At 63.5% G+C, this 11,456-nt stretch carries 15 protein-coding genes and 1 pseudogene; 4 read left to right on the forward strand and 12 right to left on the reverse strand.

All coding sequences use genetic code 11. From position 1 onward, the window contains the following. Positions 1-10: 10 nt before the first annotated feature. The 6 genes from VF672_RS08630 to VF672_RS08655 form a co-directional block, all read right to left on the reverse strand. Positions 11-184, reverse strand: coding sequence for a hypothetical protein (locus tag VF672_RS08630; RefSeq protein WP_331103650.1), 174 nt, complete (start codon positions 182-184; stop codon positions 11-13). Further along, complete coding sequence (locus tag VF672_RS08635) at positions 181-1,251, reverse strand: DNA topoisomerase IB (RefSeq protein WP_331103652.1); 1,071 nt, start codon at positions 1,249-1,251, stop codon at positions 181-183. The genes VF672_RS08630 and VF672_RS08635 overlap by 4 nt, the downstream gene beginning before the upstream one ends. Positions 1,252-1,344: 93 nt before the next feature. Continuing rightward, positions 1,345-2,433 (reverse strand): molybdenum ABC transporter ATP-binding protein, encoded by a 1,089-nt coding sequence (modC, locus tag VF672_RS08640; RefSeq protein ID WP_331103654.1) that lies wholly within the window; start codon positions 2,431-2,433, stop codon positions 1,345-1,347. Beyond that, entirely contained in the window at positions 2,430-3,116 is a 687-nt protein-coding gene (gene modB / locus VF672_RS08645; protein WP_331103656.1) for a molybdate ABC transporter permease subunit, read from the reverse strand. Before modB ends, modC begins: the two co-directional genes overlap by 4 nt. Further along, on the reverse strand, positions 3,117-3,884 hold the full coding sequence (gene modA / locus VF672_RS08650) for a molybdate ABC transporter substrate-binding protein (protein ID WP_331103658.1): 768 nt from the start codon (positions 3,882-3,884) through the stop codon (positions 3,117-3,119). It abuts the gene before it with no gap. A 135-nt stretch (positions 3,885-4,019) separates the two neighbouring features. Next, the gene (locus tag VF672_RS08655; RefSeq protein WP_331103660.1) at positions 4,020-5,096 is read right to left on the reverse strand and encodes a nitronate monooxygenase; all 1,077 of its coding nucleotides are present in this window, start codon (positions 5,094-5,096) and stop codon (positions 4,020-4,022) included. Positions 5,097-5,190: 94 nt separating this feature from the next. On the opposite strand from VF672_RS08655, the gene VF672_RS08660 reads away from it, so the two are divergent. Together VF672_RS08660 and VF672_RS08665 are read left to right on the forward strand one after the other, a co-directional pair. After that, positions 5,191-5,829, forward strand: coding sequence for a TetR/AcrR family transcriptional regulator (locus VF672_RS08660; protein WP_331103662.1), 639 nt, complete (start codon positions 5,191-5,193; stop codon positions 5,827-5,829). Between the two features lie 49 nt (positions 5,830-5,878). Next, a complete protein-coding gene (locus VF672_RS08665; RefSeq protein ID WP_331103664.1) occupies positions 5,879-6,862 on the forward strand; it encodes an MDR family oxidoreductase in 984 nt (327 codons plus the stop codon). Here the strand turns inward: VF672_RS08665 and VF672_RS08670 are convergent, their stop codons facing one another. Further along, a complete protein-coding gene (locus VF672_RS08670) occupies positions 6,863-7,306 on the reverse strand; it encodes an RES family NAD+ phosphorylase (RefSeq protein WP_331103666.1) in 444 nt (147 codons plus the stop codon). After that, positions 7,306-7,755 (reverse strand): antitoxin Xre/MbcA/ParS toxin-binding domain-containing protein, encoded by a 450-nt coding sequence (locus tag VF672_RS08675; RefSeq protein ID WP_331103668.1) that lies wholly within the window; start codon positions 7,753-7,755, stop codon positions 7,306-7,308. Before VF672_RS08675 ends, VF672_RS08670 begins: the two co-directional genes overlap by 1 nt. Positions 7,756-7,977: 222 nt before the next feature. On the opposite strand from VF672_RS08675, the gene VF672_RS08680 reads away from it, so the two are divergent. Beyond that, complete coding sequence (locus VF672_RS08680; protein ID WP_331103678.1) at positions 7,978-8,250, forward strand: ribbon-helix-helix domain-containing protein; 273 nt, start codon at positions 7,978-7,980, stop codon at positions 8,248-8,250. Next, entirely contained in the window at positions 8,251-8,526 is a 276-nt protein-coding gene (locus VF672_RS08685; protein WP_331103670.1) for a type II toxin-antitoxin system RelE/ParE family toxin, read from the forward strand. Between the two features lie 35 nt (positions 8,527-8,561). On the opposite strand, the gene ada is transcribed toward VF672_RS08685, so the two are convergent. From ada to VF672_RS08705, 4 genes and pseudogenes are all read right to left on the reverse strand, one after another. Then, positions 8,562-9,689, reverse strand: coding sequence for a bifunctional DNA-binding transcriptional regulator/O6-methylguanine-DNA methyltransferase Ada (gene ada / locus VF672_RS08690; RefSeq protein ID WP_331103672.1), 1,128 nt, complete (start codon positions 9,687-9,689; stop codon positions 8,562-8,564). Positions 9,690-9,768: 79 nt separating this feature from the next. Beyond that, the gene (gene copD / locus VF672_RS08695) at positions 9,769-10,632 is read right to left on the reverse strand and encodes a copper homeostasis membrane protein CopD (RefSeq protein WP_331103674.1); all 864 of its coding nucleotides are present in this window, start codon (positions 10,630-10,632) and stop codon (positions 9,769-9,771) included. 4 nt (positions 10,633-10,636) lie between these two features. Next, complete coding sequence (gene copC, locus VF672_RS08700) at positions 10,637-11,023, reverse strand: copper homeostasis periplasmic binding protein CopC (RefSeq protein ID WP_331103676.1); 387 nt, start codon at positions 11,021-11,023, stop codon at positions 10,637-10,639. A gap of 241 nt (positions 11,024-11,264) precedes the next feature. Then, positions 11,265-11,456: pseudogene (locus VF672_RS08705) on the reverse strand (methyl-accepting chemotaxis protein); the annotation flags it as partial.

Genomic DNA, 11,456 nt, shown 5'->3' on the forward strand with positions numbered 1-11,456 from the left:
CCGAGAGCGTTTACTCAGCCAGGGGGACTTTGGGGGTATGCCCGGCGTCATCGTGCTCGCCACCGGTCAGGGGCGAATCTTCGCGGACCTCTCGGGTGCGCTGGCGATCGTCGCCGACGTCCGAGGGGCGTGCGTCCGGGTCATTGAGTTTTTCGCCAGGGATATGAGCGTCGTTGGGTTTCATGCTGTTTCTCCTGTCAGTTCTTCAGATGCTTCGCGAATCACCTCGGCGGCCTGCAGGCCCTGGAGGAACCCCGCCAGCGCGACTTCTTCGATGCGCAGGCCCTTGCGTTGGCGAATGCGCGGCAGCTTGGCCAGCTCGCCAAGGGCGAAGGCTTCAAGCACGGCCGGGTGGATGTAGCATTTGCGGCAGACCGCCGGGGTGTTGCCCAGCAGCCGTGCAACTTCCTTGACCATGGACACCACGTGTTTCTTCGCGTCCGCTTCCGGCTCCCAGTGCAGCTTGCTCAGGGTGGCGAGCGCCATGGCACTGCCAGCCCAGGTGCGGTAGTCCTTGGCGGTGAAGTCGGCGCCGGTCAATTTGTGCAGGTACTGATTGATGTCGGAGGAACTCACCGAATGGCGCTGGCCGTCATCGTCCAGGTATTGGAAAAGGTTTTGCCCAGGCAATTCCATGCAGCGCTTGATAATGTTGGCCAGGCGTCGGTCAGTCACGCTGAGCCGGTGCTCGACGCCGCTTTTGCCACGGAATTCGAAATAGATTTTGCTGCCTTTCACGTCGACGTGTTTGTTGCGCAGCGTGGTCAGGCCGTAGGAGCGGTTGTCGCGTGCGTACTGGCTGTTGCCGATACGGATCAGCGTCTGATCGAGCAATGACAATACCGCCGCCATGACCTTCTCCCGACCCATCCCGGGTTTGGCCAGCTGCGTTTCCAGCTGTTTGCGCACCTTGGGCAGCGCCTTGCCGAAGGCGATCATCCGCGAGTATTTGTTTTCGTCGCGGATCTCCCGCCAGCGCGGGTGATAGCGATACTGCTTGCGCCCGCGCGCGTCGCGGCCGGTCGCTTGCAGATGGCCCTGGCGATCGGCGCAGATCCACACGTCGGTGTAGGCCGGCGGGATCACCAGCGCATTGATGCGTTTGATCTCGTCCTCGTCGCGGATGCGTTGGCCGTCCGTGTCGAAATAGGCAAACTTGCCGCGCAGGATTTTGCGGGTAAATCCGGGTTGACCGTCGTCAACGTAATGCAGATCTTTGGGCAGGTCTTCGCTGTGGATTGTGTCCGGCATGAAAGGCAGTCCTGAATGCGGGTCTATTTGCATTGACCGTTGCGCTGCGCAGTCGTGCCGAATAAATGCGTGGGGCGGTGAGCCGGCTCTGGACTACGCCAGCAGCGCCACCGACTTGATCTGTGCCCATAGCCTCTGTCCGGGCGCCAGCTGCAGCTGGTCCCTGGAGTAACGCGTGATCCGCGCCAACAGCGGGGTGCCGTCCGCATCAAGGCGGACCAGTACATGGGCGGTGTTGTCCGCGGCGATCTCTTCGATGACCGTCACCGGCAGGCGGTTGAGAATGCTGCTTTGGGCGTCCGGTTGCAGGCTGAGGCTCACATCCCGCGCCTGCACTTTCAGGCGCAGCGGCTTGCCGGGGAGCAATGCCGAATGGGCGACACGAATACTCAGCGCGCTGTGCGGCAAACGAACCGTAATGAGTTGGTAGGCGGCGTCGTAGGCCAGCACGCTTCCTTCGATTACCACGCCCGCGTCATCGCCCATGGCCAGCGGCAGATCCAGGCGCGCGAGGGTTTCGCCGATGGCGCCGCTGGCCAGTGCCTTGCCGTCGCTGAGCAGGACCAGATAATCCGCCAGCCTGGCCACTTCATCCTGGGCGTGGCTCACGTAGATCAGCGGGATATCCAGCTCGTCATGGAGGCGTTCGAGGTAGGGCAGGATTTCGCTCTTGCGCTGAGCGTCCAGCGCCGCCAGCGGCTCATCCATCAACAGCAGGCGGGGGCTGGTCAACAGGGCGCGAGCAATGCCTACCCGTTGGCGCTCGCCGCCGGACAGTTTGTCTGGCGTGCGGCTGAGCAGATGATTGATGCCCAACAATGAGGTCGCCTGTTGCAAGGTGACGCGCCTGTCCCGCTCGGCAATGCGCTTGAGCCCGAACCGCAGATTGCTCTCGACGTCGAGGTGCGGGAACAGGCTCGCTTCCTGGAACACGTAACCGAGTGAGCGTTTGTGGGGTGGCAGGTAGACGTTGTTGTCGCTGTCCTGCCAGACCTCGCCATTGATGCTGACGTATCCGGTGCCTGCGTTTTCCAGCCCGGCGATGCAGCGCAGGCATGTGGTCTTGCCGGAACCGGAATGGCCATAAAGCGCGGTGACGCCGCGACCGGGCAGGGTCAGGTCGACGTCCAGCGCGAAGCCGGGGAACGCCAGGTTCAATCGGACTTCGATTGCCGATTTCATGCGCCGCTCCAGGCTGATCGGGCCTTGCCGCTGGAGTACAGCGCCAGCAACACCAGAAAGGAAAACACCAGCATGGCCCCGGCCAGCCAGTGGGCCTGGGCGTATTCCATGGCTTCGACGTGATTGTAGATTTGCGTCGACACCACCCTCGTCTTGTCCGGGATGTTGCCGCCGATCATCAACACCACGCCGAATTCACCCACGGTGTGGGCGAAGCCCAGGATGGCGCCGGTGATGAAGCCGGGACGGGCCAGGGGCAGGATCACCGAAAAGAAAGTGTCCCAGGGCCCTGCGCGCAGGGTCGCCGCCACTTCAAGCGGGCGAGGGCCAATGGCGGTGAAAGCGTTCTGCAAAGGCTGAACCACGAACGGCAGGGAATACAGCACCGAGCCGATCACCAGACCCGTGAAGCTGAACGTCAGCGTGCCGAGCCCCAGGCGTTGGGTGAGTTGACCGATCGCGCCGTTCGGGCCCAGCAGCAACAGCAGATAGAAGCCGATCACCGTGGGCGGCAACACCAGCGGCAAAGCCACCACCGCGCCGACCGGGCCTTTGAGCCATGAGCGGGTACGCGACAGCCACAGCGCGATGGGCGTGCCGACGATCAACAGAATCACGGTGGTCAGGGACGCCAGTTTCAGCGTCAGCCAGATGGCCGCGAGGTCGGCACTGCCCGGCAGCATTTACAGCTGGTATCCGTAGGATTTGATGATCGCGGCGGCTTTCGGGCCCTTGAGGTAATCCATCAGCGCCTTGGCGGCGGCGTTGTCCTTGCCCTTGTTGAGGATCACGGCGTCCTGCTTGATGGGCTCATGCAGGTTGTCCGGCACGATCCACGCGGAGCCCGCGGTCAGCTTGCCGTCCTTGAACACTTGGGACAGCGCGACGAAGCCCAGTTCGGCGTTGCCGGTCTGCACGAACTGATAGGCCTGAGCGATGCTCTGGCCTTCGACGATCTTGCTGTTGGTCGCCTCGGTCAGGCCCAGCTTGTCGAGAACCTGCGTGGCGGCGAGACCGTACGGCGCAGCTTTCGGGTTGGCAATCGAAAGGTGTTGGAACGTGCCGTCCTTGAGCACTTGACCTTTGTCGTCGACGTAGCCGTCTTTGGCCGACCACAGCGCCAGGGTGCCGACCGCGTAGGTGAAGCGCGAGCCTTTCACGGTTTCATTTTCGCTTTCGAGTTTGGCCGGGGTGGCGTCGTCGGCGGCGAGGAATACTTCGAACGGGGCGCCATTTTTGATCTGGGTGTAGAACTGGCCGGTGGCGCCGAAAGAGGCGACCAGCTTATGGCCTGTGTCTTTTTCGAAGTCCTGGGCGATGGCCTGGACCGGCGCCGTGAAGTTGGCGGCGACGGCCACCTGGACTTCGTCGGCGCACACCGCGCCTGACGAAAGCGCGGCACAGGCGATGACCAGCGAGGTAAGGGCGAAGCGGTTTGAAACGGTGCGCATGAAGTGGCTCCCATGGCGAACTGAGTGAGGGTGAACGCCAACCGGGCACCGGCCAAACGCTATGCAGTGGAATATATAGCGACTCTTCTGCGTGCGGAAGCCGGATCTTTCTGCGCTCCGCTATTAAGCGCCGGTTTAACGGCCGGCCAGTCGCTCAAGGGCGCCGATTGCCAGCTCGCGGGTGAGCGATTCCGCCGGCAGTGAATGTTTGATGCCGACTGCCTGGCCCGCCCAGAGATTCACGAAGCCATCGTCGCCCTGGCTCTCAGCCTTGCTGCGCAGCGGCATCAAGGCGCCACCCGCGGTGGGGAACGCCGGCGCAGCATCGGCCATGGGCCCGATCTCGCGCATGATGCGGTTGACGATGCCCCGTGCAGGGCGGCCGGTGAAGATATTGGTGAGGGCCGTCTGGCTGTCGTGCGCACGGCTCAGTGCCGCCTGATGGAGCGCCGAGGTTTTGGCTTCCGGGGTGAACAGGTACGCCGTGCCCAGTTGCACCGCAGAAGCGCCGAGCATGAAGGCGGCGGCGATGCCGCGACTGTCGCCGATGCCGCCGGCAGCGATGACCGGCACCGTCACCGCATCGACGATCTGCGGCACCAGCGCCATGGTCCCGACCTGGGTGTGCAGCTGATCGCTGAGGAACATCCCGCGGTGCCCGCCGGCTTCGTAGCCCATGGCGATGATTGCGTCGCAGCCTTGGGCCTCCAGCCACACGGCTTCCTCCACGGTGGTCGCGGAAGACAGCACCTTCGCGCCGGTGGCCTTCACCCGCGCCAGCAGCGTCGCCTCGGGCAGACCGAAGTGGAAACTGACCACTTCGGGGCGCAGGTCTTCCACCAACGCGCAGGCCGCTTCGTCAAACGGCGCTCGGTTAGAAGTGGGCGTCGGCGCATCGAAGTCGACACCCAATTCGTCGTAGTAAGGCTTGAGCAGGTTTTTCCAGTCGGCGTCGGCCTGAGCGTCGGCGCAAGGATTGTGGTGGCAAAAGAAGTTCAGGTTCAGCGGCGCGTGGGTGCCGGCGCGGATCCGCGCTACTTCTTCACGGATCTGCGCCCGGGTGAGCATGGCGCAGGGCAGGGACGGCAGGCCGCCCGCTTTGCCGACCGCGACCGCCATCGCCGAGCCGGACGCGCCAGCCATGGGGGCCTGCAGGATCGGCAGTTCGATGTCCAGCAGTTTGAGCAGGCGCGTGTCAGGCCAGGCGATCATCGGCGGAGTCTCCATCGCGAGAAAAGGGTCGCAGAAAAGTAGCACGTGTGAAGAGTGGGTTGATTTAATAGACGCTCGGTCTAATATGCAACCCATGAACGAGATCATTGCAAAACCCCGACGCCCTGGCCGCCCCCCTAAAGTGGCACGCCCCGATGACTTCGACACTCGCGAGGCGCTGATTCGTTGCGGGGTGGAAGTGCTGACCGAGCAAGGCTTCATGGCCACCGGCATCGACGGCATCCTCAAGCGCGTCGGTGTGCCCAAGGGCTCCTTCTATCACTACTTTGCCAGCAAGGAAGTCTTTGGCCTCGCGGTGCTCGACAGCTACGCCAGGTATTTCGCCCGGCGCCTGGACCGCTGGCTGCTCGATGCCTCCCTCACGCCCCTGGAGCGACTGGCCGGGTTCGTCCAGGAATCAAAGGTCAACATCGCCCGGCATGCTTTCCGCCGTGGTTGTCTGGTGGGCAACATGGGTCAGGAAGTGAGTGTCCTGCCGGCAGGCTTTCGGGAGGCGCTGGAGAAGGTTTTTCTGGATTGGCAGGCGCGGCTGACGGTTTGCTTTCAGGCGGCGATTGCGGTGGGGGAATTGCCCGCTCGCACTGATTGTGCAGAGCTGGCGGCGTATTTCTGGATCGGTTGGGAGGGCGCCGTGCTGCGGGCTCGGCTGGTGCAGAACGAGCAGCCACTCAACACTTTCATTGTCGGATTTCTGCGCGGATTGCCGCGCTGATGTTTTCAGGTCTGGTTATAGACGAGCGGTCTAAATAGGAGAGGGCAGCATGTTCAAGGGCATCCTGATCAATAAAGACGACACCGGTTACCACACTGCGCTGAAGGACCTGGACGACAGTCAATTGCCTGAAGGCGACGTGACGGTGCGTGTCGCCTACAGCACGCTGAATTACAAGGACGGCCTGGCAATCACCGGCAAAGGGCCGATCGTGCGGCAATTTCCGATGGTGCCCGGTGTGGATCTGGCAGGCACGGTGGAGCACAGCAGCGACCCGGACTTCAAGCCGGGCGATCAGGTGGTGCTCAACGGCTGGGGCGTGGGCGAAGGCCATTGGGGCGGGCTGGCGCAACGGGCGCGGCTGAAGGGCCAGTGGCTGATCCCGCTGCCGGGCGCGTTTACGCTGGCGCAGGCGATGGCCATCGGTACGGCGGGGTACACCGCCATGCTGGCGATCATGGCGCTGGAGAAAAACGGCCTGACCCCGGACAAGGGTGACGTGCTGGTGACCGGCGCCAACGGCGGTGTCGGCAGTTTCGCCATCGCCCTGCTGGCAAAACTGGGCTACCGCGTAGTGGCGTCCACCGGGCGCCTCAGCGAAAGCCAATACCTGACCTCACTCGGTGCCGCGGAAATCATCGATCGCAGCACCCTGGCGGAGCCCGGCCGCCCATTGGCCAAAGAGCGCTGGGCCGGGGCGATCGATTCGGTGGGCAGTCACACCCTCGCCAATATCTGCGCCAGCACCCGGTATTGGGGCACGGTAGCGACGTGCGGTCTGGCCCAGGGCATGGATTTTCCGGCGTCGGTGGCACCCTTCATTTTGCGCGGCGTGACGCTGGCCGGCATCGACAGCGTTATGCGCCCGCGCCAGGACCGCATAGACGCCTGGGCGCGTTTGGCCCGGGACCTGGACGTGTCGTTGCTGCCGTTGATCAGCCGCGAGATCGGGTTGAGCGAGGTGATCGAGACCGCGCACCATCTAATGGACGGGCAGGTGCGCGGCCGAATCGTTGTCGACACCCAGCGCTGATCAGCTGCAGGCAAAGGGTCGCACGGCGAGCACCCTGACGTGGGCCATGGCAGGGTGGCGGGGATTGAGCAGCAGAGTGCGCGTGTGGGTGACGGTGGCCGAAGGCACGATTAACCCGAGTTGCTCGCGCCGTTCCAGCCAGGCGCTGCCGAAATCCATGCTGGGGCGGTCCGCCGGCGTGACGTCCCAGCCAGGCGGCAGCTCGGTTTGGGCAGGTTGCCAATACAAAGCCGGGTCGCTGGGCAATTGCAGGTGGACGAGCTGGAAACCTGGCTGCGGCAAGCCCGCGCATTGAATGAGCGTGTCCAGCGCACAGCCGGATGCGCTGAGTGCCAGGTACACCGCAGGTTCGTCGGCATGATTCCAGCGCCCGCCAAACTGTGCAGCTCCCGTGCCGGACAGGTCGTTGGCGGTGCTGTGCTTGCTGATCCTCCAGGCCTGCATCAGACGACCCCGCCGTGCTGCAATGCGCTGAGCACCCGGCGTGCCTGGCGCGCACCGATTTCGGTTTCGCAGAGGGCCAGGGGCGTCTGCCCGTTGAGCGTGCGGTTGGAAGCAACCATCCAGCGGCGGGCGAGGTTCTGGTCTTCGAACAGTTCGGCGGCGTGGGTAGCGAGTGCGGCGACCCGGTCAAGGCGCTCGGAGCCGACGATGTCCAGTGGCCGTTGTTGCCGCTGGCGACGCTCAAGGGTCGAGACCGATGTCGCCAGCAAGGCTTCCAGCTGGCTGTTGCTCAGCCTGAAAGCGTTGCGCAGCACTTTGACCCAGCCGGGCGGAAAGCCCGAGCGGATGTAGTCCAGCCGTTCGGTTTCATTGCGTGCGTTGAGCTGGTCGGCGATCAACCAGAATGAGGGGGCGGTGTCGGTTATCGCTGCGTGAAGAGTCGAAGGCACGTCCATGCTCCTTGTGAGATCCGGTGCAGGGACCTTACGCCGCTGTCAGGGTTTCTCAAGCGCCAAGCTGTTACCAACGTTTGCGTCTTGCGGGACCGGCTTTGACCGAGAAGCTTCTAACGAGCGGGCGCAGCGCAATCTGAATCCGGCCGCATTTTTGATGACTTTTAATGATTCACTATGATTAACTTTGAACCCCTCTTTAGCCAGGAGCCTTCCAACATGGCAACCCCCGCGAAGACCCGATCTGTTACGGCTCACGTTCCCGAAGCGTTGGCCCAAAAAGTCGATTTAATGGCGGAGCGTCTGGAACGCTCCAAAAACTGGATCATCAAACAGGCTCTGTCCGCCTGGATCGATCAGGAAGAGGAACGCAGTCGCCTGACTCGCGAAGCCTTAGCTGATGTAGATGCTGGCCGCGTAATTGAACACCATGCTGTTCAGGCTTGGGCTGAGAGCCTGACCACCGACACGCCGTTGCCGGTTCCACGCTGAATGGAATTGAAGTGGACGAGCAAGGCGCTTTCTGATATTGCCCGGCTGTACGAGTTTCTGGCAGCGGTGAATCAACCTGCCGCCGCTCGAACCGTACAGCAACTCACGGCAGCACCGACTGCATTGCTGGCCAACCCGCGCATTGGCGAACGGCTGGAAGAATTTGAGCCGAGGGATGTGCGACGAATCCAGATCGGCCGTTACGAGGTGCGTTACGAAATAGCCAATTCCACGATCTATCTGCTGCGCCTGTGGCACACCCGCGAGGATCGATAGCAGGGCGAAAGCGGCGACCTGACTTGTGCGCTGGGCTAAAACCGATCAAAACCGGTCAGTGCGTTTTTCTCCGCGTTCTGTGGTTCCGTCTCTTGACCCTCACGGGTCAGCAAGGCGCGTTTGCGCTCCACGCCCCAACGGTAACCGGATAAGGCACCATCGCTGCGCACCACGCGGTGACAGGGGATCGCCACCGCAATGTGGTTTGCCGCGCAGGCCAGGGCGACCGCGCGGCTGGCGCTGGGCAGGCCAATCCGTTGCGCGATCTGCGCGTAGCTGGCGGTGGTGCCGGGTGGAATCTGCGCCAGCGCCTGCCACACACGCTGCTGAAAGGCGGTGCCTTGCAAATCCAGCGGCAGATTCAATCCCAGCCTCGGCGCCTCGATAAAACCGACCACCTCAGCCATGAGCCGCTCGAAGTCAGCATCGCCGCCAATCAGCGTGGCGCTGTGAAACTGATCCTGAAGGTCTTCGACCAGACGATTGGGGTCATCGCCCAGCAGGATGGCGCACACGCCTCGAGCGCTCCGCGCCACGAGAATCGAGCCGAGAAAGCACTCACCGACGGCAAAACGAATCTCCAGCGTGGCGCCGCCCTTGCGATAGTCCGTGGGGCTCATGCCCAGCAGCCCGGTGCTGGCTTCGTAGAAACGGCTGTTGGAATTGAAACCTGCGTCATACAGGGCATCGGTGATGCGCCCGCTGTCCGTCAGCTTGCTGCGGACCTTGTCGGCGCGGTGGGCGTTGGCGTAGCCCTTGGGGGTCAGCCCGGTCACGGCTTTGAACACACGGTGCAAATGCCAGGGGCTCATGCCGGCATGGGCGGCCAGCTCGGCGAGGGTCGGTAGCCCCTCGGCCTCGATGATCAGCCGACAGGCCCCCGCGACCACGGCGGCATGCTGTTCGGCCAGGCCGGTGCGGTCGGCGGCGGCGCGTTTGCTCGGGCGATACCCGGCGGCTTCGGCCTCTGCGGCGTTGGCAAAAAACACCACGTTTTCCGGGCGTGGCAAGCGTGCGCTGCTGCTCGGACGGCAGTAAACGCCGGTGGTGCGCACCCCGTAGACGAACTCCCCGTCAGCACCGGCGTCCCGGGACAACACGGCGTTCCAGCGCGGGTCTAGTTCAAGGTCCTGACAGGTCGGTTCGGTCGGCTGGCGGCTCATGGACGGCTCTCTTTGTATGTACTGGCCTTGAGACTAGCGGCCGCTAGAGGAGGTGACACTCCGACTCTTGCGTTCAAATTCAGCCTGACAGGGGCGGCAAGGTGCCGAGCAGCGACACCGCCGCCAGCGCGCCGGCGCCGAACAGGCATTCCAGAGCCACGCTCACTCTCAGGCGTGGCAACGGCAATGGCGCGGCGTGCGTCAGTTGCCGGTTGCACGCCGCCAGAACCAGCATGCCTAGCACCAGCGCCGCTTTCACTGCCAGCACCAACCCGAACCCTGCAAACGCCGGCTCAGGCCAGAGCGCGCCGCTGAGGGCGCGAACGTTGATCAGGCCGGTGGCGATGATCACCGCGACCAGCCCGTAGCCGACGCCGCTGAAGCGCCGCAGCACCGACGCCAGATCCACGCCCTGGCTGGCTTTGAGCAGCAAGGCCAGCATCAACAGCCCGCCAAGCCAGGTGCCGACGCCGAGCAGATGCAGCATCTGGTTGATGATCAACAGCTGGCCTTTCAGCCCGTCGAACATTGCGCCGTGACCCACAGGCGCCAGGGTCAGCAGCAACAGCGTGTCGGCGAGCAACAGCACGCCCGGCCGGCCCCGGCGGCGCAGCATCACCACCAGCACATTCAGCAGCAGATGGACGATCCACACGTGGCCGAACCAGGTGTTGCCCAGTACCAGCCCCAGGGTGCGCGGATCGATCGCACTGCGCCAGTCGCTGCTCAGGTAAGCCGCCGTGAGCATCAGCCACGCCAACGCGCTGGCCAGCGCAATGACCGCGAGCCAGCCGAGCAGTCGATTCAGGCGAGGCCCTGCGGCGCTGGCTTCGAAAGGAACCAGGTACGGGACAAACAACAGGCTGCGGAACACGCAGACGCCGAACAGCAACAGCACTGCGCCGAAGTGGAGAAAGCGGCACAGGATCAGTCCTTCGTGCATGAGGTTATGGCGTCACTTGAAAGCGGTACGTCCCCTCGCTCTTGTGGGTGTCCACCGACACGGCGTGCCATTCCACCTTGTACTTGCCCGGCACCATTGGCACAGCCGGGGTCACGATCAGGACCTTCTTGTCGTTGGGATCGGTTTCGACGGTGCGTGTCTGAATGATTTCGGTCGGCGTATCAGGGGCGTCCAGGCTGATGACCACTTTGGTGAACGTCGCTTCAACGCCTTCGGAGAACGTCAGGCGCAGCGCTTTGGGCGCGCTCACTTCGCTGTCGGCAGCGGGTTGCTGGCTTTCAAGGTGGGCGTGGGCGAAGGCTGAGGTGGAGGCCAGGCAGGCCAGCAGGGAGAGGCAGGAGAGGGCGTGCTTGAAACGTTGGGCAGACATCGGCGGGACCTTTGCTTTGGCGGCAGTTGCAGCGAATGGATGACGGAATCGACGACGGTCGACTCGCGATGATCGGATCGCTACTACACCAGAAAGTGCAAAAGGACTCCAGCGATTAAGCCGGGCGGGGCGTCAGGCTCGAGCGGTCGGTGGAGTGCCTGACAACCACATCGTCAATCGCCAGGCAGGGGTGGAGCATGCCATGAAAGGCTGCGCCGCTGAACGACGCAGCCCTGATGGATCAGACCTTGAAGAAGCTCACGCGCTCGGTAAGCACATCGGCCAGGGTCGACAGCTCGCGGCTGGAGCGCGCCACCTGATTGGAGCCGACGGCCGTTTCCAGCGCCGCATCGTGGATGCGGTTGATGTTGACGCTGACGTCATCGGCCACCGCCCGTTGCTGCGCGGCGGCGCTGGCGATCTGCGCGTTCAT

The sequence above is a fragment of the Pseudomonas sp. genome, from assembly GCF_036387035.1.
GTDB lineage: Bacteria > Pseudomonadota > Gammaproteobacteria > Pseudomonadales > Pseudomonadaceae > Aquipseudomonas.

Coding starts and splice junctions, on each gene's coding strand:
- VF672_RS08630 (WP_331103650.1), bottom strand. CDS start 184: ATGAAACCCAACGACGCTCATATCCCTGGCGAAAAACTCAATGACCCG.
- VF672_RS08635 (WP_331103652.1), bottom strand. CDS start 1,251: ATGCCGGACACAATCCACAGCGAAGACCTGCCCAAAGATCTGCATTAC.
- modC (WP_331103654.1), bottom strand. CDS start 2,433: ATGAAATCGGCAATCGAAGTCCGATTGAACCTGGCGTTCCCCGGCTTC.
- modB (WP_331103656.1), bottom strand. CDS start 3,116: ATGCTGCCGGGCAGTGCCGACCTCGCGGCCATCTGGCTGACGCTGAAA.
- modA (WP_331103658.1), bottom strand. CDS start 3,884: ATGCGCACCGTTTCAAACCGCTTCGCCCTTACCTCGCTGGTCATCGCC.
- VF672_RS08655 (WP_331103660.1), bottom strand. CDS start 5,096: ATGATCGCCTGGCCTGACACGCGCCTGCTCAAACTGCTGGACATCGAA.
- VF672_RS08660 (WP_331103662.1), top strand. CDS start 5,191: ATGAACGAGATCATTGCAAAACCCCGACGCCCTGGCCGCCCCCCTAAA.
- VF672_RS08665 (WP_331103664.1), top strand. CDS start 5,879: ATGTTCAAGGGCATCCTGATCAATAAAGACGACACCGGTTACCACACT.
- VF672_RS08670 (WP_331103666.1), bottom strand. CDS start 7,306: ATGCAGGCCTGGAGGATCAGCAAGCACAGCACCGCCAACGACCTGTCC.
- VF672_RS08680 (WP_331103678.1), top strand. CDS start 7,978: ATGGCAACCCCCGCGAAGACCCGATCTGTTACGGCTCACGTTCCCGAA.
- VF672_RS08685 (WP_331103670.1), top strand. CDS start 8,251: ATGGAATTGAAGTGGACGAGCAAGGCGCTTTCTGATATTGCCCGGCTG.
- ada (WP_331103672.1), bottom strand. CDS start 9,689: ATGAGCCGCCAGCCGACCGAACCGACCTGTCAGGACCTTGAACTAGAC.
- copD (WP_331103674.1), bottom strand. CDS start 10,632: ATGCACGAAGGACTGATCCTGTGCCGCTTTCTCCACTTCGGCGCAGTG.
- copC (WP_331103676.1), bottom strand. CDS start 11,023: ATGTCTGCCCAACGTTTCAAGCACGCCCTCTCCTGCCTCTCCCTGCTG.